Genomic DNA, 25,327 nt, shown 5'->3' with positions numbered 1-25,327 from the left:
TTATCCCGTAAAGAAGCGAAGCTTTTTGTACGGGATCCATTCAAAATAAGCCAGTTTGATGATCCGTTTAAATCCTGTACTGGATTGCTTCACTTCGTTCGCAATGACGACGGTATTTTTTTCATGCATGGACTCAAGCTATAGGTAATGCTTGACAAGGGGTCAGGCTCCTGTTTCAATCATTACTAATCTAATTTTAAAAAATATTTAAGATGAACTATCGGATTGTCATCATTTTTTTGACAACATTGCTGCTTGCTAGCTGCCATAGTCGCGTTATGTTAAAAAAACCCCCCTTTAATGAACCGAGCGATGATGCAACGATTAAACTCGCTGAAGCCGCTAATTCGGTCAGTCGGTCCATGCTTGAGATGGCAAGAGTTGAGAAAGTCATACGTCCTCCAGCCAAGGATAATGCCTTGACCATTCCGAATGCTTATAATTTACAAGCCCGCGCATCAGTTGATTGGGCAGGTCCTATTGGTGAATTAACCGAGAGAATAGCTAAAGCAGCCCATTATCGTTTACGGGTACTAGGGAAAGAACCTGCTATTCCAGTTTTAATTAGTATGAATGTTAAGGATGAGAGTTTAGCTGAGATTCTTCGGGATATTGATTATCAGGCCGGAGAAAAAGCCTACATCCATGTTTACCCTAACAGTCAGGTCGTTGAATTACGCTATGCCAAACTTTATTCGTAGCATTCCGCTCATACTCAGCGCCTTGCTCGTATCATGCCATTCTAATACGGGAAGAATTGGGGATACCGGCTCCTTAACCGGCTTGCAAGCTATGGGTAATGGTGGGGCAAGTCGTGGGGACACTTCAACCGGGAAAATCCGGGAAATGGCTATTCGAGAAACGGCTTTAAGCCTTGGCGCTCAGTCTGGACTTGCTTGGCGCGCTAAATTTATTGATGAAGAACTAGTTAAAGAAGCTCGAAACCTAGATGCAATTTTTGATTTTAATTCATTAGTGCTTCCACATAATATTCTGCCTCCCGTCTTGTTGGAAGGACGTAACACGTTAAATTTGGCAGATCCTGCTACTATACGTATATCTGATCGAACGTATAAAGTCGCAAAACAAGCACGATTTATAACCACTCCCCCAAATTGGCGGCAATACTTATGGATGGATTATAAAAAGCCCGACTACCCAAACGTAACGTTATTACCCAAAACGAAAGAAGAACGAGCCGTGTGGATGGAATGTGTTGAAAAAGGCTGGAAAAATGGCGTAGAGCAAGCCAACATTATTCTTGAAGAAAGCCTTGCGCGCATTAAAGAAGACTTCAACGGCATGATTCTTTATCGAAAATTGTTAGCTATGAATATGATTTCCGCTCCTTTTGTATCCCACACGGATCTCGGGGTAACAGGCGATGCATCTGAAATTCATATCGATGATCGTGTGCTTCGTATTGCGGCGCTCCCTGCTTTAAATACGAACAGTAATGAATGGCGCGCAGCGGTTTCCAAAGATGAGAATGCACTTCAACAGTTTAAGAAAATGGAAAAGCTGGTTAATTCGGCTAAAATAAAAGTAACAAGTAAAGCCTGGCAGCCAGTCATTGCGCCCATCAATATAGCGAAGTGATCCTTCCCTGGAAGATCGTGATTAAGCAGAGGTTAATAATCGCCTGGAGTACAAGGCGCTACATCCAGGCGACGAACTAAACAAAAAACCCGTTTAATCCTATTTTCCTATGGATGCAAACTCACCACCTAAGCTTCATGGCCTGCTATAGGCATCCCAAACTTATTTTTGGATAGGTGATGGCTTCTTATGTATTTGAATCATTTGAAACACCTATCTTCTATTTATAATTATCATAGGAGTTTCGTTATATGGCAGAAAATGAACATGTAGATATCATGCCTGATGAACCCACTCGGTTTACCCCTGTCTTTATGGATCGCATGCTCGAGCATGCCGAGTCATTGAACGCTTCGGATATTACCATACAAACAGGAGAGCCAATTTTTGCTGAGGTCTATGGTAGGTTAGTCAAAATCACTAAAAGACCTTTATCCAATACCGAGGTCGGAGATCTAATTAACTCTATTTATGGTCCAAATGCTACAACCCAATTATTATCTGGTACTGATATCGACACGCACTATGAATTTCGGCCTAACCGCGGTGTACGTTTTCGTTATCGTGTTAATGGTACAGCTTGTTTAGTTGAAGGCCACGATGCCATACAAATTACCTTACGAACCATTCCCACCACGCCTCCAAGGCTTGAATCCATGGAGTTGCCTGAAAATATTCTTGAAGCTATTGAACCCCAGGAAGGAATCATTTTCATTACAGGTGCTACCGGTTCTGGTAAATCCACCTTATTGGCCTCCATTATCCGTGATTTGATAGAAAAAGAAGATTCAAACCGTAAGGTGTTAACTTATGAAGCACCTATTGAATTCGTATATGACGAAATTGAAACCATTTCAGCGGTCGTCAGTCAGTCCGAAATTCCACGCCATATCCCGTCCTTCGCAGATGGTGTTCGAAATGCCTTACGTCGAAAACCTAGGCTTATTATGGTGGGGGAATGTCGTGACGCAGAAACTATAAGCGCTGCTCTTGAAGCAGCCTTGACAGGTCACCCGGTTTATACCACCTTACATACCTCTGGTGTAGCTGAAACCATGCGACGATTAGTTACCTCGTTTGCTGGAGAAGAGCGATTAGGTCGAACCATTGATATTTTAGAAACCATTCGTCTTTGCATTTGGCAAAAATTAGTACCCACCGTGGATGGAAAACGGGTTGCCTTGCGTGAATATTTAGTCTTTGATGAAGAAACACGAGATATTCTATTGGAAGGCAACCCTAATGAAGTTACCAATATGACCCGTAAATTGGTCCGTGAACGAGGCCAGCTCATGACGGTGGACGCTAAACGCAAATTTGAAGAAGGCATCATTAGCGAACGGGTTTATAAATTAATCATCGCTGGCACTAAAGAGTATCATCATTAAATTTTGTAACCACAAAAAACTATACAGGCGGAACTGGGGGTACTCCACCTCCGGCGCCACCAGCAGCACCACCAGCACCACCAGCACCACCAGCACCACCAGCACCTCCACCAGGCGCTCCACCAGACCCTCCGCCTTCACCGCCCTCACCGGAAGATTCTTTTCCACTTGGTGAGCTTTCCGCGTTACCGCCAGTGGCTGTGACATCCGGTTTACTTGAACCTTTTTTCAATGCTTCAATGCCTTTTTGTGCTTCACCTTTAAGCATTTGTTGCGTAGCAGCCTGTGCCCCTGAAGTTTCTTTTCCAGCAGCTTCTACTTTACCCTTAGCTTCCTCACCCCATTGAGCTGCTTCAGCACCAATCGTTTCAGGAGCGCCACCAATCCAACGAAGTACTTTATCTGGTAGATAGGTAATTAAGGTAAATGAACGTTGCACAATCGTCAGATAAATCATTGTATACATCAAGATAGAGAAGAAATAGGCAAAGATACCAGCCCAACCTACATATCCACCACTCACCGCTCCTGCTGAAGTCTGAATTTGTGAACTTTGAGAAAAGCTATGAGTAAATCGGTCATACATACCTTTTCCAGTATCATAGCCGGTGTAATGTTCGCCCCAATCCTTAGCAGAGCTAGGAAGAGAGGCGACACCCGATGGCATGTCTGGAGACTGTATGAATGCGATTGCATGGTCAAATCCTGCGTTTAATATCCATACGCCGACATACGATAATGAAATCGCTGCGATGTAACCAATAATCATCATGGAAGGTCTTAAAAAGACATTCATGAGAATCATAATCGCTTGTTCACCCTTACCAAACGCTTCATGACCTTCTGGATGTGTTACTCCAAGAGCCACAATAGGTGCTGCGACCATCGCCTCGATTACTGCGATTAACCAGGCGATAGTTGCGAATGTAAAAATCATATAGGGTAATATGGGGACATAATAAGCCGTGACAAAACCAACCCCGACCATAATTCCAAGCCATGCAAGAAGAAGAGGCATGGATAAGGCAAGAATTACAAAAATAACAATGCCAAATATGGGTATTAACGCTGATAAGATGGAGATTTCCAATAATAATAAGAATAAAGAACCGGCAAAATTAATATAATAAGTCCCCATTTGAGCTAACGCGACAATGGGATTAATGCCAGGTGTACTGATGATCGCAACACCTTGTCTAAAGATTGCTGACATCCCTTCTAAAGGTAAGAGTAAAAAAGTAAAAATAACTTTCTCGATCATGGCATTAATCCATCCGAGAAACGCGTTATATACAGGGACAATAATCGAGTTATAAACCACTTCACCAATGATTTCGCCAAGACAGAAGCTGAAGAATAAGATTTTTACTTTACCGCATGGGAAGTGTGCACCAGGTAGAGTATACGTACTGGTATCTGTTTTTACATTCATCATGCTAGCAAATTGCGGCGGGGTCTGGCCAGCTTGCTGTGGAGGTTGAATTAAGATCTGGTTACTTGTAAATCCATAAACTGTTGAGGAAGCTAAAGTAGTTACAGGATCTTTAACTTGAGCTAAGTTCGGGACACCGATATTCGGAACACCACCTGCACCGCCCGCGATTAACGTTGTAATCGGTTCAACGCTCGATTTATCTTGATTTAACCAAGTGCATAACTTGCCGAATGAATTTGTGGTATCACAACCGGTGGTTGTAAATAGTTTACTTAACTGACTCACATCAAACGAGCTTTGATCAAGACCTGTATTTGAATCAAAAGCATCTTTGGAAGCCTCCATGGCCTGCTGATTGAGGAGCACTAAATCAAAGAAATAGGTTCCCGCCATAAGCCAGCCTTGGTCATTTGCGGATTGAATAAACGCTCTACTGGCTTCTGCAGAAGATTTGTTTTGTGCTTCGTTTTCAAGAGTTAATAATGGACGCATAACCGCATCATAATCGGATAATGCACCTCTAAACTCCGTACCTGTAAATAAAGGCGGGTTGTTCGCATTCGGGGCTTGGGCCCAAACATGACAATTAGTATCCTGAACTTGCCCCGATTGTTTGAAATAGGTATATATATTCTTGGTCGTTGTTGAAGGATCTCCCGGTTGGATACCACATGCTGCTGCCCCAGAGGCAGAAGTAGCTACACCATAATTATCTTCTGCTACTTCCGAATATTTTGTTTGCGCTTGTTCTTCTTGGGTTTGATCGGATAACTCTGGGTTGTTATTCACCATGACTTGAGCAATAGATGCCAAATCAACAAACATCTGCTGAATAGCAATTGCTCGAGACATGGCAAGGGTACCAACATCTCCACCAGCTATATCACTCGCATCAGAGCCCACAACCTTTCTATTCCATTTGATGGTACCACAAACTCCGTTAAGCGGCTGATAAACCGATGTATTATCAAAATTTGGCATAGATACTTGATAGCTACTCTGCTGATTTTGACTATCCTGCATACGAACATTTAAGATATTGACCGAGTCTAAGAAACTCGGAACAGGGTTATTACAAATGGTTTGCATATCGTTTGAAACCGTTCCATAACAAGGACCTGTTTGATTTTGCTTCTGACGAAGATAATATTCACGATAGTTTCTTAATTGTTTTTCCAAACCTAACATGCAAACTTGCCCGGCTAGAATCGTTTGGGCACCATTTGCAATACCAGAGCTACCTGCTGCCATTAATGCTTTCGTTGGATCTTCTTGGGCAATAATAATGGAACCACCTTGATTCAAATAGCTTAAAGCCGCTCCCCAAATTTTATCCGCAGCCCCAACCCCTTGCACAACGATCCACATCACAAATACTTGCATTAAACAATAGCCGGATGCTTTTGGAATTAATAATGCCAGTCCGAAGGTCGTACGCACAGGAACCCAAATGGAAGACCACTTTTGACCTAAAAATTGGCCCTCATGCGCAGTGTTCATGGTTGAGACAAGCAAGGTATACATGATAATTATGCCGCCCAACGCAAGAACCGCGGCATTAAATACGCCAAACATGGCTCCCATAATTTGGCTACCCGTACCATGCAACACACCATCCACAACACCAAAAATATTACTCAGGAATATAATAGAATAATCCGTTGGTGGTGGTGTAAACGCTAATGAACTTTCTGCAGCTAAACCTAGTGCCGGTAAAATAATTAGACCGATTGCAAAGATAAGTTTGTTCATGGTTTCTCGCCTAATAGGCCTTGCCTATACCATTCTTGGATGGAGCATTGAAGCTTGCGCTCTTTGATAAGGTAATGCCAATAGTGATATCTAAATGCAAGCGCCAATGCTAGCATCGATACAACAAAGCTTAAAAAAAATGCTGCGATATGCAACGTAAATAAATGATATAACGAATACATTAATATTAAGGAAGAAACAATTACCATCATAATACTCAAGCGAAATAATGCTTTTTGCTTAGCCATTAAGTCTGCATCGGATAAATTCATTCGGGTCTTAACCGTTTCAAATGATTCCGCTTGATCAGCTGAGTTGGGTATAAAAATGCGCTTAAAGCCTTTCACTAAATACTCAGTGAAGCTTTTCATGCGATCCCAGTCAGACCAGGTTCTGACATTGAAGATCCGTTTAAATAAATTTCTAGTTCTGGAAAAGGATTTTTTTTTCATAAATGAGATAGTTATTCACATAGACATTTCATTTCTATACTATATTATAATAGTCAGCAAAGTAGCAATGCTCAACTTTCAACCCGCTTAAAAAGTAAAAAAAGAGTAAAATATGCCTGATCTTAGTCACGAAGCCGCGGCACAGTACTGGCATGAGTACATTGACCCTATGATCTATCGGGTCGTCACCTTCCTAGAAAGTGTTGAAGACTGGACACTGGATGGCAATCCTGAGCTTGAAAAAGCCATTGAACAACTAGGGAAGGAATTAGATGCCATTGAATCGATTGATTTAAATGCCTTAGGCCAAGAGGAAAAATTCATTCGGCTTGTAGGGAATATAAAATCTGGTCGTGGTCTTAGAATTTTGCAAGCTATTGATAGCGTTCATCCTGGCAGCGCCTCAAAAGTGCTTATTCATGCTGAAGAATCTAGCCTTTCTAGTCATGATCCGGCGGGGGTTTTTCTTAAACGTAATATTATTTTTGAACGATTGCGGTTATTATCGCGTGTGTTTTCTGAGTATCGTCTGAAACTCGTAGCACGCGCTCTAGAAGGGGAAGAATAATGAAACATTTTAAAACAAAAGGATTCGTTGCTGGTCTATTATTGAGTCTCGGCTTACCTGTTTCAGCACAGTATAATGTTCAAGACGACCCAGACAATCCCTTTGCAGACTCTATGCAGAAATTAGTTCAGTATGTTCAACACTTGGGTTTGTATCTGGGTTATGATTTGACTTCTCAGCAAGCACCCGCACCGTATTCACAGCTAGTGAATGCTCCCCTTGCACAAGTATTGCAAAGTTATGCGTTTAACACACTGCTTGGATCAATTCCAGTCAATGCGATTTCTGCTGCATACTCCTCTTTTACCCCACCAACGACACAAGGGTACAGCCAGTTAAATGTGTTTGCTAATTTAGTGTTTAGTCAACCTGTCAATGGGGCAGATAAAAGCATTTTCATTAATCCTTCTTTAGATCAGCAACCCAACCAGCAAGATCCAGTTAGCCAAAATGTATTAAATATTTTAACGACCCCTGATATTTCCTATTGTACATCTAAATCCCCCCCTCCACTTTGTAAGGGGTTGGTATCAAAAAATGTGATCGGCAAACCACCCAGTTTAGCTTATTATAATTATGACCAATTGAAAGACGTACTGCCGCAATTAAATGGTAATACGTTGTTAGCTCCGTTGTTATACTCTACTCAATCCGCCCAGCAAGGCGGGACTTCGTCTGAAGCGGCAATACCGCAACAAGACCAAGGATTAACGGCACAAAACCAAGCGCAAGCTGCGGCAAATTTTATTCGATTTGCCATAGGAATTGTACCAATCGAACTCCCATCACAAAGTGATTATCAAAAGCTTTATGAGACCGCTACGGCATCCGGCATTAAAATGCCGTCAGCAGAAGACCAATTAGTGGCTCAAGCGGCGCTAAATAATTATTTAGTTTCGTTGCAATCATATGCGTCGCAATTATCCATTCCTTTAAGCAACCTATATTTCGCTTTAGGTAAACGATTGCCTCAAAATCAAGGTGATACGAATAATCCACGAATGACAAGCCAAGCATTAAGTGAGTTTTCAATGGCTACATGGCGGCTTTATAATCCATCTCAAGGTACAGGGGATACACAATGGCTAAATAAAATAAATACCGCTTCCCCTGCCACTGTTCAAAAAGAAATAGCTATCTTGTTGGCAGAAATTAATTATCAAATGTATTTAAACCGTCAGCAAGATGAGCGAATGTTGTTAACCAATAGCTTGCTCCTACTCACGAATTTGAAATCAGCCCAACCTTCTTTCCCAACGCAGGCAGAAACAGGGTCTTAGGAAGATATCGGGCCAAATGGCCCGATTTTTTTAGCAAATAGCCCAAAAAAGATGGAACTTTACAAGCCCGATAATACTTGCTGAACGCGATTCATCACGGCATCAAGAGGAATTAAACTCATGGTGTCTTGACCATGAGCGTGAGTGCCCCAAATGTTTGTTTCAGGTGATTTTTTAAGAATGTTTTTTACCGCTTCTTCATAATAATCAACGGCAAGATGACGATAGGGATATGGCCCTGAAACATCGGAGGAAGTCACTGCGTGTAAAGCAATCACGGGTGTCCCAACCGCGGCCGCCATATGAGAAGGGCCAGTATCTGGACAAATCATGAGATCCGCGTGCTTAATGACTGCCAATAATTGCTTAGGTCGTGTCTTACCAACTAAATTGGCATCTACAGAAATAGACGCTTCGATAGCCTCGGCCAATTCTTTGTCATTCTGTCCAGGCCCCCCTGTTAAAACAACCGTCGCTTGCCACTGCGATTTTAGATAACGAATTAAAGCAATGTATCGCTCCAAAACCCAGCTTCGTTCTGGTTTACTGGCTGCTGGGTTTAAAAGCACTAAAGGTCCGTTCTTATCCGGAAGATGGGTTCTTGCCCAAGTTAGCTCGGGCTCGCCAATAGGTAAATTCCAGGTGATCTGAGTTTCTATTATCCCGAGCTGGGTAGCAAATTTTAAAAAGCCTTCTAAGGTATGGTCTTGCCCTGGCGTTATTTGTTCATTAACAAACCATTGATGACCATCTTTAGCACGCCGTTTATCATAGCCAATTTTTCGTTTTGCACGGACAAAAGGAAATAGCAAATTGGCACGAAGACTTGCTTGAGCTGCGAGAAGCACATCAAAATGCCGGCGACGCATCATTTTAGCAAAACGCCAATAATCACCCACACCATTAGGTTTATTAATGACAATAAATTCAACCCCAGATATACCCGCTACTAAATCATATGCTGGTCGTGAAATAACCCAGGTTATTTTGGCTTGAGGAATACTAGCTTGCAACGTACGAACTAAAGGTACAAGCATCAGTACATCGCCTAAAGCTGATAATCGAACAATGCAAATCGATTTAATCATTGATAAATTTAATCCGACTCTTTGAGTTCATAACGAGCGCCGCAATAAGGACAAACCTCCACGCCTGTTTCTTCAATGGGTAAATACACTTTAGGATGAGCGTTCCATAGTTCCATTTTTTCAGTTGGGCAACTTAAGGGAATATCTTTTGGGGTTATAAAATAAGTGGTCTGTGCACAAGCTGGTTTTTTCTCGCTTTTTTTCATTTTTTACTCCTAAGTCTTGCTGGAATTATTATCCAGTATTTTATGAATTCTGGCCATGATATCACGGCAGACTTCTGGATTTTCGGCTACAAATGGTAAAGCTTGGGACCAATGCCTAAGCCAAGTCATTTGACGTTTTGCCAGTTGTCTGGTTGCGGCAATACCTTTTGTTATAAAGGTTTCATAATCCATTTCACCTTGCAAATGCATTAAAGCTTGGCGATAACCAACGCTTTTCATAGCAGGATGAGATAAATCTAAAGCCCATTTTCGTACAAGCGTTTTAACTTCTTCTAGAAAACCCTGAGCTAGCATTTGCTCAAACCGAAGTGCAATGCGGTTATGAAGCCATGAACGGTCGTTTGGCATTAGAATTACATTGATAAAATGATGCGACGCCTGAGTGGATGGCTGCTTAATAAGTTCTGACCATGGTTTTCCTGTCAGCTCATAGACTTCTAATGCCCGTTGAATACGCTGAGCATCATGAGGGTGAATACGAGAAGCCGTCTCTTTATCGAACTTAGAAAGCCGAGCATGCATAGCCGGCCAACCTAAATTTTTAGCTTGTTGCAATAACTGCATTCTTAATTCTTCATTTGCTTCGGGCAACTTCGCTATTCCTTTTTGAAGCGCATTAAAATACATCATGGTACCACCTGTCAAAAGCGGTATCTTCCCCCGAGCTCTTATATCCTGACAAAGCCTTTCAGCATCCTCATAGAATTGCGCTGCAGAATAACTCTCAGTGGGATCAAGTATATCGATTAGGTGATGGGGAGCTCGTGCTAGAAGTTCGTGATCGGGTTTTGCCGTTCCAATGTCCATTCCCCGGTAAATCATAGCAGAATCAACACTAATGATTTCAAAAGGAAAGGTTTCTACCAGCTCAGAAGCTAGATCAGTTTTTCCTGAAGCCGTTGGCCCCATAAGGCAAATTGCAATATTCGGGCTTTTAACCATTCAATAACTCACGACAAGCCGTTTCATCGAGCCTAAGATAAACCGGTTTCAAATTGGGTACTTCAGAGATTTGAGCGTCAAAAAAATCCAAGAGTTGATAGCACTCTTCTGGACTTAAAGCATCGGCTTTTATTGTACAACAAGAAACCATCAAGTTCAGTAGTTTTTCCTCACTCAATCGCGCTTGTGTATTCAGTGCGTTCATGAAGGCTTGTATATCTAATTGCCAAAGCAACTTAGGGATGGTGCGAATCAAGAGCTCATGGTCTGCTATTCTATTGATTTCGATACCCAGGTTAAATAAATCTTCTTGGTACTGTTCTATCAGGTGATCAGCTTGATTTAATGCGTGAAAACGGATTGGAACTAATAAGGGTCTTTTCTTTAAAGGGGCATCTTCCCGTTTGATCTCTCGCTTGATTCCAAGTTGATACAGCTTTGCTACATCCACTAAAAACGGATCATCTTGGTGCATTAAAATAATAAAACTAGAATTTAAAACGGTAAGAACGCGATTAGATGATGGTTCTAGTATCTTATTTATAAGCGAGCGCTGGCTGTAATCGTCTTCTCGAACAATTCGCTTTTCTGTGCTTAAGTGGGATAAGGCATTCCTTATGGTTGAATCTTTTTTCCCACCAAAGGCTTCTGTAAGTTCGGAAACAATTAAATCATGAACCAATCTAGGCTGCTGAAACCGTACTTCATGTTTGGTTGGATGCACATTAACATCCACCTCTTCTGGAGCTATATCTAGATACAGCAAACATCCTGGAAAACGTCCTGGTGGAAGGAAAGGCTCATAGCTTTGTTTTATCGCGTGATTTAAAAGCTTATCTTTAACCATCCGTTGGTTTACATAAATCCATTGCTTATCATTTTGACTTCGATGATACGCTTTCCCACCAAGCCAGCCATAAAGCCTCATTCCAGATCGTTTTATCTCGATATATTTAGCCTCATCGACAAACTCCTTCCCCATGAGCTTTTTAATACGATTTATTTTTGTTTTTTCACAAAGCGCTGCTGGAATAGCAAGACTTGGTCGACCATTATGCGTTAAAGTAATCGCTATGTCTGATCGGCACATAGCAAAACGCCGAACTAATGTTTCAATAACTTGAAACTCGGTTTTTTCTGTCTTTAAGAATTTTTTTCGAACAGGGGCATTGTAAAATAAATCTTGAACCTCTACAGTCGTTCCTCGATTGCGAGCCGTAGGAGATACCATTGGCCCTTCAGGCGTTAATTGCAAGAAGGCAGCATGATCTTCACCTACTGCTCTTGAGCTAATGGTTAACTTAGAAATGGATGCAATACTCGCTAATGCCTCTCCTCGAAAGCCCATGCTTTTAATTTGATATAAATCATTAAGTGTACGGATTTTACTGGTTGCATGCGCGGCAATTGCAAGCGGTAGATCATCTGGGTAGATCCCTTGTCCGTCATCACTGATTCTGATGCGATTCACCCCGCCACCATCAATCATAATGTGGATGGTTTGCGCCCCTGCATCTAGCGCGTTTTCTAACAATTCTTTAACAACAGAAGCGGGCCGCTCGATGACTTCGCCAGCCGCAATCTGATTTGCAAGCTCTAGAGATAACGTTTGTATTCTCATGACAAGGAATTAGGAATAATAAGACTTTGACCAATCACTATATGCTCATTTTGTAAGTGATTTAATTCTTTTAACTTAGCAATTGATGTGCTGTATTTTGCCGCAATTCCTCCTAACGTTTCCCCTTTTCTAACAATGTGTTTATTGGTTCTAGCCATCGCTTCTATGTATGTTCCGTGTGGGGGATGATCAAAAAAATACTGCTTAACCCCTTGAAAAATGGCATAGGATAACTTTGATTGATACGTTGATGAAGTAAGATTTCGCTCTTCTCGGGGATTTGAGATAAATCCTGTTTCAACAAGAATCGAGGGGATATCTGGAGATTTTAACACCACGAAGCGCGCCTGTTCTACGTCTTCATGATGTAGGTTCGTAATGTTATCCATGGAGTGTAACACACGCTCTCCCATCTTTAAGCTTGCCCCAATCGTTGCGGTTTGAGAGAGATCAATCAGCACCGAGCGAATAACGCCATTATCATCATCTAATTCGGATAAGTTAACACCACCTAACTCTGAGTAGTTTTCCTTTTCCGCTAACCATCTTGCGGCCTCGCTGGTTGCTCCGGTTTGAGAAAGAGCAAACACAGAAGCGCCATTTGAATTGCGGTTTTTAAACGCATCCGCATGAATAGAGATAAAAATATCACCATCATATTTTCTGGCAATATCTAAGCGTTCACGAAGACCGACGTAATAATCACCTTTTCGTGTTAATACCGCACGCATACCAGGCTGCTTATCGATAATTTTTTTCAATTTAAGCGCAATGGCTAATACAACATTTTTTTCCAAGTGGTGGGTTGGACCAATTGCACCTGGATCTTTTCCTCCATGACCAGGGTCAATAATCACAACCACATCTCTTAACGAGCGAGAAGGACTTCGACTAACCATGACCGGGGCTTTAAGTGAATTAGCCTGAGCGGCTGCTTTCACTATTGCTGGTTTTATACTCTCTCTTTTATTCGTTAAATTAAGGCGCAATCGCTTCCCGGCCTTATCGGCCGAAAGTGATGCTTCATGATTTAAATCAAATACCACTCTTAAAGTGTCTTTTTTGGGATGTCCAATGCGAATGGCTTTTACTAAAGAACTTTTTTGAGCTAAGCGATTGAAATGGATAGATGAAGAGGCTTGCGGCAGATCAACTACTGCTCGTGCTGGGTTCAATAAAAGAAATGCTTTGTATGTGAACGGCTCAGAAAAATCAAAGATGAGTGCCGTCGTTTGCTTTTCATCTTGAATATCCAAAGAAAGTAATTCTGCGGCTACAGCCACATGACTGATGAGCATAAAACTGGTTATGATGTTGAAAATTGACTTTCCCATTATGCTGCTTCCAGACAAGACAACATTTCAATTCCAAGAGGGCTTTTTGCAATCAAGGATAACCTTCGCCCTTCACCATGGGCCATCAACGCAAATTCAATATCCACAACGTTTAAATAGTGCGTTCCGTGCTCGGGCCATTCAATGCAACAGACGGATTGGCTCGTAAAATAATCTCTAAACCCAATATACTCTAATTCGGCTTCATCGTGTATACGATACAAATCAAAATGATGAATTTGGAATGTATCTAAACTATAGGTTTCTACTAAAGAAAACGTCGGGCTTTTAATGGTCGAACAAATCCCTAAGGCTTTTAGCATTGCGCGAATGAAGGTGGTTTTTCCTGCCCCTATATTCCCACGAAACGTTAACGTTGCCGGTGATCGTAAAATCTTTGCACATCGCTTTGCAAGCGCAATGGTATCTTCTTCCGAAGGGAGATTAATTAATAACTCTTTTTTCATCATGCATCTTCTTTAACCCCCAGTTTGGAGTTCATTAATTTGAAACAAATAAGCAACAGACCCTAACCGAGCGAGTTGATTCGACGCCGTAAAAAAGGCATCAAATCGCTTGCGGTTAACCCACGCTCACCATATTTAACCGCCGCATCATCGCCTGCTTTTGCATGAAGCCAAACACCAAGTGTTGCAGCATTCGGCAAGTCTAATCCCTGTGCTAATAATCCTCCGATAACCCCACTTAATACATCGCCCATCCCAGCGGTTGCCATACCAGGATTTCCTGCTGGACAGAGATACCGCTCATTCTCACCCGAATCAATAATGGTTCCAACGCCTTTAATAATCACACTACCACCATATTGTTCTTGGATTGTGCGAGAAGCAGCGAGACGATCACGTTGGATGGTTTCCGTATTACACCCTAATAATTCAGCCGCTTCTCCTGGGTGTGGCGTTAAAATCCAATTATCATCATGCTGCTGATTACGGGCTAAAAGCCTCAATGCAGAAGCATCAATCACTAAAGGAAGTTGCGCTGCAATTGCCGCCGTAAAAAGCCGCTCCGCCCAACTGTCCTCACCTAAGCCGGGGCCTAACACACATACTGTAGCCTTAGCGAAAAGTGGTTTTAAATCATGTTCATCCGCAACCCCAAACACCATGGCTTCAGGTAAACCCGGAAGAACTTGCTTAGCCTGTTCAGGATGCGTAGCTAAGGTAACCATTCCTGCCCCTACTCTCAATGCAGCCATGGCGGCAAGCCAGGGAGCGCCTGGCATCCCAGGGGCCCCACCAATGACTAAGACATGACCATATAGTCCCTTGTGCGAGTTTTTTTTGCGAGGCGGCATGGATTGACACAATGATTGCTGTTCTAATAAGTAGGCCGCAGGAATAATCGCTTGATTATCTTTTTCTAATTGCAAATCATGACAAATAATTTCACCAGAATGATCAGGCCCATCAACCGTATATAGCCCGACTTTTGCTCCGATAAAAGTCGTTGTGATGTCTGCTCGAACGCAAGTACCTAATTTTAAGCCTGTATCTGCATTTAAGCCAGAAGGAACGTCTAATGAAACGATAGGCAATCCACTGTCATTGATCATTTCGATAGCATGTTCAATAGCACCGTGTACTGTTCCCTCTAAACCAATTCCTAACAATGCATCAACAATCAGCTCTACATCTGGATCAAGAGCATCATCAAACGCCAGGCATTGCACTCCCGCTGCAATTGCACTCTGTGCTGCTTCAGCAGCTGCATGTGGCAGCTCTTCAATGGGTTTATCGTGGTAAATAATAACCGACAATCCTTCTTCAGCAGCGAGGCGCGCAAGGACATAACCATCACCACCATTATTGCCACCCCCACAAAAAACAGCAATATGACGTGCTTGATTATAAAATTTTCGCATGGTGCGAAAGGCAGCAAAACCTGCGCGCTTCATCAATTCGCTTTCTTGGATCCCAAGCTCCTCAATTGCCTGTTGCTCAAGTTGTCTAATCTGGCTTGTTTGATAGAGCGCAGTATCCTTTGGCATTTGAATTAGCTCCCTAGAATGTTTAGAACTCATGGAATGTGGCAATATGTTTTAATCGAACACATTCAGAAGCCTTCCATCGGTTAGGCATTTTGATTCTACCATGAGAACAGAAAGCATTAGGGTCTACGCATGAAAAGCTTGTTTTAACTCAATACGAAAAATAGCTCGTCTTTGCGAGCACTAGCGAAGCAATCCAGATCGATGCTCCGTTGAAATCCTGTACTGGATTGCTTCACTTCGTTCGCAATGACGACGGTATTTTTTTCATGCGTAGGCCCTGGGGTTAGTCCTACAACACCGCCTCTATTTAACCAACTTTAACGCTGGTTTTCGACCACCTTTGTCTTTGGAGGGCGATGTGGGTGGTGGTAGGGTATCCTCTTCTTCCTCTTCAAACTCCATTCCCCGACCATTTTCTTTGGCATAAATGGCTAATACCGATCCAGGTGTTAGCGAAATTTGGGAAGTCTGACCAGAAAAACGGGTTGTGAACACAATACGGTCGTTATCCAAGTGTAGACCTCGGCACGCTTGTGGAGAAATATTGAGAACAATTTTTCCATCAACCACATGTTCTTGTGGTACTTGCACCCCCTGAGCTTCGGCATTCACCAACAAATAGGGGGTAAGATCGTTGTCGACAATCCAATCATAGAGTCCACGAATAAGATACGGTTTACTTGAGGTCATCTTTGTCATTACGCCGCCCTTAGCTGCCTCTCAGCTTCTGTTAAACTGGTTTGAAAACACTCTCGTGTAAACAGTCTTTGCATATAAGTATGCAAACCCACTGCTTTTAAAGGAGTTTCAATGCCCAATCCTGGTAAACGCCATAATAAAGGAGCCAATGTGCAATCTAATAAAGAAAATTCTTCGCTTAAGAAATAGGGCTTATCAGCAAAAACGGGTTCTAGGTTTAATAAGCTATCTTGTAGCTGTTGACGAGCCGCGTCCGCTTCATCATTCTGATAAATACGTTGTAACAAAGAATACCAATCTTGCTCGATACGGTGCATCATTTTTCGAGTCTCAGCGCGTGCAACCGGGTAGACAGGAAGCAAAGGCGGATGAGGGAAACGCTCGTCTAGATATTCCATAATAATACGGGCTTCATATAAAACCAGATCACGATCGATTAAGGTAGGTACCGTTCCATAAGGATTGACAGCTAGCAAGTCACTAGGGGCTTCATTTTGCTTGGCAGTTAAAATTTCAACATTTACGCCTTTTTCGGCCAGTACAATTCTTACTTGATGACTATACACATCATCATTATCTGAAAACAATGACATAATAGTACGCTTTGCAACGATCGCCATCAAACACTCCTCATCATTCATTAAAAATTTATATGCTAAGTTTCTAAGGTGTATTGACAATTCGCCTGCAATCTACGACCTGCCTTCGCCGCTAAGCTTGCCCGTGGGGCGTAGCGCATGAGTGAATTGTCAACAAGCTCTAGAAATTCTGCCTCGAACAATCATAACAGCAAGACTTATCAGCCTTGCTTATAAGCTCCTTCAATAAGAAAGCGATTGCTACTAAGGTGCAAAAGTCATTATTTTAGCATAATTTTTCTAATTCATGTTGAAAATGAAAAAATAATGTACAGATATTTAACGTATTAATTCACTTAAATTTAATGAATCTTCTTCCAATAGACCCGTTTCAGCAAATATGCAAACACCGCTAAAATGATTAAAAAGGCAATGACAACGCTACCAATGGTATAACGCTTAAGAAGATTGGGTTCAGCCGCATACACTAAGAAATTCACCAGATCTTGCAACATACTATCAAACTGTTGCTGAGTCATTATTCCTTGTTCTACCAGAGCTAATTTTAGATGAGAGGGATCATTGGATTGATCTGGATTAAGCGCTATTACTTCCCCTTGTAATGGAGCCAGGATATTCGGCATAGACACATCGGGAACCAAGCGGTTATTGGATCCAAAAGGACGCGACTCATCTTTATAAAAACTTTTTAAGTAGGTATAAATCCAATTTGCGCCTTTTTCTCTTGCAGATAAAGTTAAATCAGGTGGCATCCGGCCAAACCATTGCTCTGCATCCTCTCTAGGCATTGCAATTTCAATGGGGTCATATACAGTGGCTTTGGTAAAAACCAAATTATTCATTAATAAATCTTTAGCAATGCTGCCATCAAAAGTGATTAAACCTAACCCTTTTGCCATTTGACTATAACGCAAATACTTCAATGAATGACAACCTGAACAATAATTCATAAAGTATTTCGCACCACGCTGAAGGCTTGCTTGATTCGACAAATTAATTTTAACTTCATGCCAATCAATTTCAGCATCTGCTGCATGAGCTATTGAATTCACTGCGAGTGCGATTAATAAAAGGATTTTTTTCATGATGATATCCTCTTTGGCACGGTTTCATGAGATTCAATACGACTGTAAAGAGGCATCAACAAAAAATAAGCAAAATATAGGAACGTACAGATTCTAGCTAACCATAGTTTTACTGGTGTAACAACCTCTGTTCCGAGATACGCTAAAATAATAAAACTCACGACAAATGCCGCTAACATTCCTCTTGAATAATATCCTTTATAGCGCATAGAGCGTACTGGACTCTTATCCAACCAAGGTACAAAAAAGAAAATAATAATCGATGCAAACATGATAAGCACGCCTGATAATTTATCCGGAACAGCTCTTAACATGGCATAATAGGGGGTCATATACCAAACCGGTGCAATATGTTCCGGTGTGGTTAAGGGATTTGCGGGAGTGAAATTGGAATGCTCAAGAAAGTAGCCCCCCATTTCTGGAGCAAAAAATACAACACCAAAAAACAAGATTAAAAAGACAATCATGCCAAAAAAATCTTTCACGGTGTAATATGGATGAAATGGAATACCATCCAGCGGCCTACCTTCTGCATCTTTATACTGTTTAATTTCAATGCCTTCTGGATTGTTTGACCCAACTTTATGCAACGCGATAATATGTAAATAGACCAACAGCAAAAACAACATGGGAACACCAAAAACATGCAAGGCAAAAAAGCGTTGTAATGTGGCTGTTGAAATGTTGTAGTCCCCTCGTAACCACACCACTAGCGTATCCCCTACAAATGGTATAGCACCAAACAAAGAAGTAATCACTTGAGCGCCCCAATAGGACATCTGCCCCCAAGGTAGAAGATAACCAAAAAATGCTTCTGCTAGAAGGAGAATAAATAACAACACGCCAAGCAGCCATACCAATTCTCGTGGCTTTTGATAAGACCCATAGAGTAAACCCCGAAACATATGGATGTAGATCACAATGAAAAAAGCCGAAGCGCCTGTGGAATGCAGATACCGTAAGATCCAGCCGTAATTCACATCTCTCATGATGTACTCGACGGAATTAAACGCCTCAGCTGCGGTCGGAGTATAAAACATCGTAAGCCATAAGCCAGTTATTAACTGATTGGCTAAAACCACGATGGCCAAAGAACCGAAATAGTAATAGAAATTAAAATTCTTAGGAGCATAATATTCGCTGAAATGTGCTTTCCAAGTTGACACCAAGGGAAAGCGATCATTCACCCAGTTCAGCAGTCCATTCATAATTACTCCTTAACGCCTTATGCTTTGTCTTCACCAATAATAATGACATGGTCGTTAACAAATCGGTAGGGGGGCACCGCTAGATTAATCGGCGCGGGCACATTTTTAAACACTCTCCCCGCCAGATCAAAACTTGAACCATGACAAGGACAATAAAAACCTCCCGGCCATTGTGGACCAAGTTCCTGTTCATAGGGTTTATATTTTGGAATGCAGCCTAAATGAGTACAGATCCCAATCAATACTAAATATTCGGGTTTAATCGAGCGAAATTCATTCTTAGCATATTCAGGCTGCTGATCAACCAACGATTTAGGATCTCTTAGCAGGACATCATGATCATCTAAGCCTTCAAGCATTTCTTTAGTGCGACGGATAATCCAAACGGGTTTTCCTCGCCATTCGACTGTAATCTGTTGACCAGGTTCTAATTTACTTAAATCGACCTCAACGGGCGCTCCAGCAGCTTGTGCTTTCGCGCTCGGCATCCAGGATGAAACAAAAGGAGTTAACGCACACAACGCACCAATCCCTCCTAAAACACCAGTTGAGGTTAATAAAAATTGGCGACGCTGTTCATCCACCAGCTCTTCATCTGGTTCCATTTCTGGGGTTGGATCGGTTTTGTCATTCACAGATGCATCATCCTGATTTTAAAAACGATAAAACCATTTATATCAAAGAATGAGCCCTTTGAAAACGGCGAACGTACGCTCACAAACATTTCAATCATAAAATACGGGTGAAGTACAAGCCTACAACTCGGAAATTAGAATGCAAAAAAAACCCCGCATAGGCGGGGCTTTTTATAATTACACCAATTAGCGCTTGGAGTATTGTGTTGCGCGACGTGCGCCGTGCAAACCAACTTTCTTTCGTTCAACACGACGAGGATCACGCGTTAACAAGCCGCGAGCTCGTAATTTTCTACGGAAAGAATCAGCGCTTGCCTCAGCGTCTTCAGGTAGATCATGCTCATCATACTCAACCAATGCTCTAGCAATCCCTAAACGAATTGCACCAGCCTGGCCAGAAATACCACCACCTTCAACGGTTGCATAAATATCAAATTTATTTAAAACGTCAACCGTTTCTAAAGGCTGACGAACCACCATGCATGATGTTTCACGACCAAAATATTCTTCTAATGGGCGATTATTAATTTGAATTTCGCCTTTACCAGGACGCAAGAATACGCGGGCTGTGGAGCTTTTTCTGCGGCCGGTTCCATAGTATTGCTGCTTATCAGCCATAATACTTATTCCTCAATCTCTAGTTGCTTAGGTTGCTGTGCAGCATGTGGGTGCTCTGAACCAGCATAAACTTTGAGTTTACGATACATTTCACGACCCAATGGGTTTTTGGGCAACATGCCCTTCACAGCATTTTCAATAATTTGAACAGGATTTTTTTCCTGTAACTTTTCGAAAGAAATCGACTTGATACCACCAGGAAAACCTGAGTGGCTATAATAAATCTTATCGCTAGACTTTCGACCGGTTACGGTCACTTTCTCGGCATTGGTCACCACAATGTAATCACCAGTATCCACATGTGGTGTATACTCTGCTTTATGCTTGCCGCGTAAACGACGAGCAATTTCTGTTGCCAAGCGACCTAATGTTTTATCGCTTGCATCAACCACATACCAGTCACGCTTGACTTCGTGTGGCTTGGCGCTGAATGTTTTCATCAACTTAACTCCGTACCGCCATTGTTGGTAATCTTTTATACTTGGACGGGCGATTTTAACCAAAAGTAGATCAACCTACAAGTAAAAATTTTTAAATTTACCATTTTGTAGGCAAGAAAAAGAAAAAATTAATTGGGATGTAGCCCATAACGTTCCTTAAAACACCGAATCAATCAAGAGCCGCTGTACTGGTTGCCCCTGTACTAAATGGCTATTAATAATTTCGTCGATGTCATCAAGTGACGCGTAATTATACCATACGCCTTCTGGATAGACCACCAAACAGGGACCAAGACTGCAACGCCCGAGACACCCTGATTTACTCACGCGGATTTTACCGGGCCCATGGAGCTCCATTTTTTTTAGCTTAGATTTTAAATAATCAAAAAAAGGCTCACCACCATGATTGGCACAGCAGGTTTTGCCAGGCGCTTTCTGGTTCGTACAAATAAAAATATGCTTAGCGTAATGAGACAATCAATCAACCCTTCAAGCTTATTAATAATTACCCTTTTGACTTTTGCTCAACCTTAGATTTAAGCTTTAAGCCTGCTTTAAAGGTTACCACCCGTCGTTCTTTGACCGGAATTTCTTGGCCGGTTTTTGGATTTCTACCCGGACGTCGGCTCTTATCTCGTAAAATAAAATTACCAAATCCAGATAATTTAACATGATGTCCGCTTTCCAGAGCCTTTCGAATTTCTTCAAAAAATAATTCGACCATTTCTTTGGCATCTGGTTTAGCCAGTCCAACTTCGTTGGATAAAGATTCTGCAATTATTGCTTTACTCAGTGCATTCACGTTTAGTCCCTCAATATTATTTCAAATTGTTCTTCCAACGATTTTATTATAGCACTGATCACAGCATTGATCTCAGAGTCAACTAACGTGCGGGTTGCATCCTGTAGAGTTAACGCAATGGCAACGCTTTTCTTACCTTTCGGAATATTAACACCGGTGTATACATCAAATACATCGAATCCTTTTAACCAAGTTGCATTAACCACTGATTGAATGGTTTTCTCAATATCTGAAACAGGGATACTGGCATCAACCAACAATGATAAGTCCCTTCTTATCTGAGGGTATTTTGAAATCGATTGATAATGTATAGGGCTTGGTTGAGTTAATACGTTAATCTTGAGCTCAAACAATAATACCTCACCGTTAAAATCTAGCTCATCGACAATTTTAGGATGAAGCACGCCGAGCCAGCCGACTTGGTTTTGATTGAGATAAATGCCTGCCGCTTTGCCAGGATGTAACGCTGGATGTTTCTTCGCCCTAAATTCTAGGCAATCTATATTTAAATGATCAAATAAAGCTTCTAAATCACCCTTTAAATCAAATAGATCGAAAGGTCTCGTTTGTTCTGACCAATTTAAAGCGCCCTTCTCACCAACCAGAAGCCCGGCAATGCAAGGTTGTTCTTTTAATTCCCCGGATTCCATATCAAAAACCACGCCGGCCTCAAAGAGCTTAATTGCGGTTTGTTGACGGTGTAGATTGTAAATCATTGACGCAATCAATCCAGGCCACATACCAGCTCTCATCTCAGACAATTCTTGTGAAATGGGATTTAAAAGTTTTAGAGTAGAAGATTCGGGATAGAGAATCGCCTGTAATTCAGGATCCACAAAACTGTAGCTGATGGTTTCATGATATCCTCGGTGACTCAGAAAGCGTGATACTCTGGTAATCATTTGTTCAGTTTGATTTTCGACACCGGCCTCTGCCTGTATCATCATCGGTTGGGCTGAAATCGCATCATAACCATTTAATCGAATAATTTCTTCAATTAAATCCACTTCCAGTGCGATATCAAACCGATGAGAAGGCACCCGGACTTTCCATAACGGCTCTTTGCTATCAACTTGCATCCCTAGATGGTTAAGAATAGCTTTCATTTCTGTATCGGATAATTGAACCCCTGTGAGTTGCTCTACGCGATTTGGATTAAAGGTAATATCAACGGCAGGTGGTAATGCGTTGGGTTCATTAAATGAGGTTAAGGGTCCGGCTTGGCCCCCTACGATGTCTTGTAATAATTCCGTAGCGCGTTCCATTGCAATGCGTTGCAATGCCGGATCAACTCCGCGTTCGAAGCGTTGAGAAGAATCGGTACAAAGACCATATTGGCGGGCAACGCCTGCTATCGCAACGGGGTTAAAATAAGCACTTTCTAAGAATAGATTCGTGGTTTGAGGATGAACCGCTGAGGATTCGCCTCCCATAATTCCAGCCATTGCTAAAGGCTTAGATTTATCAGCAATCAACAAGACTGCAGGAGAAAGCTCTACTTCCTGGCCATCTAGAAGCATTAACGTTTCACCTTCACGGGCATATCGAATTTCTATTGCTTTGTCTAGAGCATCCAGATCAAAGGCATGCATAGGTTGCCCTAACTCCAACATGACATAATTCGTTACATCCACCACCGGATGAAGTGAACGAATTCCACCACGCCGCAACCGTTCCTTTAACCATAAAGGGGTTACTGCATGGGGATTTATGTCTTTAATGACTCGACCATAATATTGTGGACAAGCATTTGGCGCTTTGGCATCAATAGGTAATGATTGCTCAATCTGTGCTGGTATCGTTTTTGCGGGAATAGACGTCAAAGTAAGATGGTTTAAGGCAGCGGCCTCACGTGCAACGCCCAAAATGCTAAAACAATCTGCACGATTAGGCGTAAGATCGATATCTAGAATATGATCATTTAGAGTCATATACTCGCGTATATCCATGCCTACTGGAGCATCCTCGGGTAACTCCATAATACCTTCTGAGCTCTCCTCAAGGGCTAATTCTGAGGCAGAACAAAGCATTCCTTGCGAGAGCTGCCCTCGAAGTTTTACCTCTTTAATTTTGAATCCGCCTGGCAAAGTTGCTCCCAGTTTGGCTAACGCAACCTTTAAGCCACGGCGAACATTAGATGCCCCGCACACCACCGTGCAAGGAGCACCCTCATTCGTATTCACCCGGCATATCGTTAACTTGTCTGCTTGTGGGTGCGGTTCCGTACTAACCACTTCTGCCACAACAACGTTGGTGAAATCACCTGCCACCGGATTAACCGCATCAACTTCTAAACCTGCCATAGTCAACTGGGCAGCCAGCTCTTGGGCTGTTAAGGCTGGATTAACCCATTCACGTAACCACGATTCACTTACTTTCATTGACATTCCTAGCTTATTTGGGGATTAAACTAAATGCGGCGGTTGAATCTATTTCGACCACCTACTGCACTGACACTTCAGCACACTAACTGCTCTTGTCACGATTAAACAGCCGCATTTAGGTTAAAATTGCTTTAAAAAGGATAGATCATTTTCAAACATCATCCGTAAATCATCTATGCCAAAATACAGCATGGCCATTCGGTCAATACCCATGCCAAAAGCCCAACCTTGATACGCTTCGGGTGAAATATTAACCGCTTTTAAAACATTAGGATGCACCATACCGCAACCAAGGACCTCAAGCCATCCAGTAAACTTACACAAACGACAACCCTTTCCGGAGCACTGTGTGCATTCAATATCTACTTCAGCGGAAGGCTCTGTAAAAGGAAAATAAGAAGGTCTAAATCGAACCGCTAGTTTGCGGCCAAAAAAATGGGCAAAAAAATCTTGCAACAATCCCTTCAAGCCGGCCAGTGTAGCGTGTTTATCGATTAACAGTCCTTCAACCTGATGAAACATTGGCGTATGAGTTAAATCAGAATCGCAACGATAGACTCTACCTGGTGCAATAAGGCGAAAGGGAGGTTTACGGTTTTCCATGGTTCGAATTTGAACAGGAGAGGTGTGTGTACGAAGCAATCGGCCATCACCAAAATAAAACGTATCATGCATGGCGCGGGCAGGATGATGCCCAGGGATATTTAATGCTTCAAAATTGTAAAAATCCGTCTCAACTTCAGGTCCCTCAACAACATCAAACCCTAACCGGCTAAAAAATTGATTAATGATCTGTTTGACTTGCGTAACAGGATGCAATGTCCCTGCTTGTCGATTACGGCCAGGCAAAGTGACATCGACTTGCTCTGCCGCAAGCTTTTGCTGCAGTTGCTCTTCTTTTAGAAGTCCAAGTTTTTCTTCGATTTGGGCGCTGAGCTCACGCTTGACTTGGTTCACCAATTGGCCCATTTTAGGCTTTTCTTCAGGGGGTAAATCCACCAATGTTTTTAGAATTTCAGTTAGCTTACCCTTTTTTCCTAAATACTCGACTCGAATCGCTTCAAGCTGTTGAATATCTTCTGCCGTGTTGATGGCAGCAGAGGCTTCCTTTTGTAGTACGGTGATATCTTGCATGATGTCTAGGGCCTGTTTACAAT

At 42.1% G+C, this 25,327-nt stretch carries 26 protein-coding genes; 5 read left to right on the top strand and 21 right to left on the bottom strand.

Going from position 1 to position 25,327, the window contains the following annotated elements; genetic code table 11:
• Positions 1-129, bottom strand: coding sequence for a hypothetical protein (locus E1O41_RS11950; RefSeq protein WP_268237639.1), 129 nt, complete (start codon positions 127-129; stop codon positions 1-3).
• Positions 130-212: 83 nt separating this feature from the next.
• Between E1O41_RS11950 and dotD the strand changes: the two genes are divergently transcribed.
• The 3 genes from dotD to dotB all read left to right on the top strand — a co-directional run bounded on the left by dotD (position 213) and on the right by dotB (position 2,987).
• On the top strand, positions 213-701 hold the full coding sequence (dotD, locus tag E1O41_RS04495) for a type IVB secretion system lipoprotein DotD (RefSeq protein WP_131776127.1): 489 nt from the start codon (positions 213-215) through the stop codon (positions 699-701).
• Positions 682-1,599, top strand: a complete 918-nt coding sequence (locus E1O41_RS04490) for a type IV secretion system DotC family protein (protein WP_131776126.1) — start codon at positions 682-684, stop codon at positions 1,597-1,599. Before dotD ends, E1O41_RS04490 begins: the two co-directional genes overlap by 20 nt.
• 278 nt (positions 1,600-1,877) lie before the next feature.
• Positions 1,878-2,987 carry a Dot/Icm type IV secretion system ATPase DotB gene (dotB, locus tag E1O41_RS04485; RefSeq protein WP_188668195.1) on the top strand — a complete coding sequence of 370 codons (1,110 nt, stop codon included), beginning with the start codon at positions 1,878-1,880 and terminating at the stop codon, positions 2,985-2,987.
• A 19-nt stretch (positions 2,988-3,006) separates the two neighbouring features.
• On the opposite strand, the gene dotA is transcribed toward dotB, so the two are convergent.
• Complete coding sequence (gene dotA / locus E1O41_RS04480; RefSeq protein WP_131776124.1) at positions 3,007-6,174, bottom strand: type IVB secretion system protein DotA; 3,168 nt, start codon at positions 6,172-6,174, stop codon at positions 3,007-3,009.
• Positions 6,171-6,626, bottom strand: a complete 456-nt coding sequence (gene icmV, locus E1O41_RS04475; RefSeq protein WP_131776123.1) for a type IVB secretion system protein IcmV — start codon at positions 6,624-6,626, stop codon at positions 6,171-6,173. The genes dotA and icmV overlap by 4 nt, the downstream gene beginning before the upstream one ends.
• 112 nt (positions 6,627-6,738) lie before the next feature.
• On the opposite strand from icmV, the gene icmW reads away from it, so the two are divergent.
• Complete coding sequence (icmW, locus tag E1O41_RS04470) at positions 6,739-7,194, top strand: type IVB secretion system protein IcmW (RefSeq protein WP_131776122.1); 456 nt, start codon at positions 6,739-6,741, stop codon at positions 7,192-7,194.
• The gene (locus tag E1O41_RS04465; protein ID WP_131776121.1) at positions 7,194-8,474 is read left to right on the top strand and encodes a type IV secretion protein IcmX; all 1,281 of its coding nucleotides are present in this window, start codon (positions 7,194-7,196) and stop codon (positions 8,472-8,474) included. Before icmW ends, E1O41_RS04465 begins: the two co-directional genes overlap by 1 nt.
• 59 nt (positions 8,475-8,533) lie before the next feature.
• Here the strand turns inward: E1O41_RS04465 and E1O41_RS04460 are convergent, their stop codons facing one another.
• The 18 genes from E1O41_RS04460 to pheS form a co-directional block, all read right to left on the bottom strand.
• Positions 8,534-9,562 (bottom strand): glycosyltransferase family 9 protein, encoded by a 1,029-nt coding sequence (locus E1O41_RS04460; protein ID WP_131776120.1) that lies wholly within the window; start codon positions 9,560-9,562, stop codon positions 8,534-8,536.
• 8 nt (positions 9,563-9,570) lie between these two features.
• Entirely contained in the window at positions 9,571-9,768 is a 198-nt protein-coding gene (locus tag E1O41_RS04455) for a zinc-finger domain-containing protein (RefSeq protein ID WP_131776119.1), read from the bottom strand.
• 9 nt (positions 9,769-9,777) lie between these two features.
• Positions 9,778-10,731 (bottom strand): tRNA (adenosine(37)-N6)-dimethylallyltransferase MiaA, encoded by a 954-nt coding sequence (gene miaA, locus E1O41_RS04450; RefSeq protein ID WP_131776118.1) that lies wholly within the window; start codon positions 10,729-10,731, stop codon positions 9,778-9,780.
• Positions 10,724-12,352, bottom strand: a complete 1,629-nt coding sequence (mutL, locus tag E1O41_RS04445) for a DNA mismatch repair endonuclease MutL (RefSeq protein WP_131776117.1) — start codon at positions 12,350-12,352, stop codon at positions 10,724-10,726. Before mutL ends, miaA begins: the two co-directional genes overlap by 8 nt.
• Positions 12,349-13,686 (bottom strand): N-acetylmuramoyl-L-alanine amidase, encoded by a 1,338-nt coding sequence (locus E1O41_RS04440; protein WP_131776116.1) that lies wholly within the window; start codon positions 13,684-13,686, stop codon positions 12,349-12,351. Before E1O41_RS04440 ends, mutL begins: the two co-directional genes overlap by 4 nt.
• Positions 13,686-14,153 (bottom strand): tRNA (adenosine(37)-N6)-threonylcarbamoyltransferase complex ATPase subunit type 1 TsaE, encoded by a 468-nt coding sequence (gene tsaE, locus E1O41_RS04435; RefSeq protein ID WP_131776266.1) that lies wholly within the window; start codon positions 14,151-14,153, stop codon positions 13,686-13,688. Before tsaE ends, E1O41_RS04440 begins: the two co-directional genes overlap by 1 nt.
• A 62-nt stretch (positions 14,154-14,215) precedes the next feature.
• The gene (locus E1O41_RS04430) at positions 14,216-15,697 is read right to left on the bottom strand and encodes an NAD(P)H-hydrate dehydratase (RefSeq protein WP_131776114.1); all 1,482 of its coding nucleotides are present in this window, start codon (positions 15,695-15,697) and stop codon (positions 14,216-14,218) included.
• 306 nt (positions 15,698-16,003) lie between these two features.
• The gene (locus tag E1O41_RS04425; RefSeq protein ID WP_373288392.1) at positions 16,004-16,390 is read right to left on the bottom strand and encodes a ClpXP protease specificity-enhancing factor; all 387 of its coding nucleotides are present in this window, start codon (positions 16,388-16,390) and stop codon (positions 16,004-16,006) included.
• Positions 16,391-16,398: 8 nt separating this feature from the next.
• Positions 16,399-17,019, bottom strand: coding sequence for a stringent starvation protein SspA (gene sspA / locus E1O41_RS04420; RefSeq protein WP_131776112.1), 621 nt, complete (start codon positions 17,017-17,019; stop codon positions 16,399-16,401).
• Positions 17,020-17,339: 320 nt separating this feature from the next.
• On the bottom strand, positions 17,340-18,086 hold the full coding sequence (locus tag E1O41_RS04415; protein WP_229669335.1) for a cytochrome c1: 747 nt from the start codon (positions 18,084-18,086) through the stop codon (positions 17,340-17,342).
• On the bottom strand, positions 18,080-19,291 hold the full coding sequence (locus E1O41_RS04410) for a cytochrome b (RefSeq protein ID WP_131776110.1): 1,212 nt from the start codon (positions 19,289-19,291) through the stop codon (positions 18,080-18,082). Before E1O41_RS04410 ends, E1O41_RS04415 begins: the two co-directional genes overlap by 7 nt.
• 17 nt (positions 19,292-19,308) lie before the next feature.
• Positions 19,309-19,896: a ubiquinol-cytochrome c reductase iron-sulfur subunit gene (gene petA / locus E1O41_RS04405; protein WP_131776265.1), complete on the bottom strand. Its 588-nt coding sequence runs from the start codon at positions 19,894-19,896 to the stop codon at positions 19,309-19,311.
• A gap of 216 nt (positions 19,897-20,112) precedes the next feature.
• The gene (gene rpsI, locus E1O41_RS04400) at positions 20,113-20,544 is read right to left on the bottom strand and encodes a 30S ribosomal protein S9 (protein ID WP_131776109.1); all 432 of its coding nucleotides are present in this window, start codon (positions 20,542-20,544) and stop codon (positions 20,113-20,115) included.
• A 5-nt stretch (positions 20,545-20,549) separates the two neighbouring features.
• On the bottom strand, positions 20,550-20,984 hold the full coding sequence (gene rplM, locus E1O41_RS04395; RefSeq protein ID WP_131776108.1) for a 50S ribosomal protein L13: 435 nt from the start codon (positions 20,982-20,984) through the stop codon (positions 20,550-20,552).
• Positions 20,985-21,140: 156 nt separating this feature from the next.
• Positions 21,141-21,461, bottom strand: coding sequence for a (2Fe-2S) ferredoxin domain-containing protein (locus E1O41_RS04390; RefSeq protein WP_131776107.1), 321 nt, complete (start codon positions 21,459-21,461; stop codon positions 21,141-21,143).
• 28 nt (positions 21,462-21,489) lie between these two features.
• A complete protein-coding gene (locus tag E1O41_RS04385) occupies positions 21,490-21,786 on the bottom strand; it encodes an integration host factor subunit alpha (protein WP_131776106.1) in 297 nt (98 codons plus the stop codon).
• Between the two features lie 2 nt (positions 21,787-21,788).
• On the bottom strand, positions 21,789-24,167 hold the full coding sequence (gene pheT / locus E1O41_RS04380) for a phenylalanine--tRNA ligase subunit beta (protein WP_131776105.1): 2,379 nt from the start codon (positions 24,165-24,167) through the stop codon (positions 21,789-21,791).
• Between the two features lie 123 nt (positions 24,168-24,290).
• Positions 24,291-25,304 (bottom strand): phenylalanine--tRNA ligase subunit alpha, encoded by a 1,014-nt coding sequence (gene pheS / locus E1O41_RS04375; RefSeq protein ID WP_131776104.1) that lies wholly within the window; start codon positions 25,302-25,304, stop codon positions 24,291-24,293.
• Positions 25,305-25,327 lie beyond the last annotated feature (23 nt).

This window comes from Legionella impletisoli (assembly GCF_900639875.1).
Lineage (GTDB): Bacteria > Pseudomonadota > Gammaproteobacteria > Legionellales > Legionellaceae > Legionella_A > Legionella_A impletisoli.
Note: the sequence above shows the minus strand (reverse complement) of the source record. Positions and strands in the feature narration are given on the sequence as shown.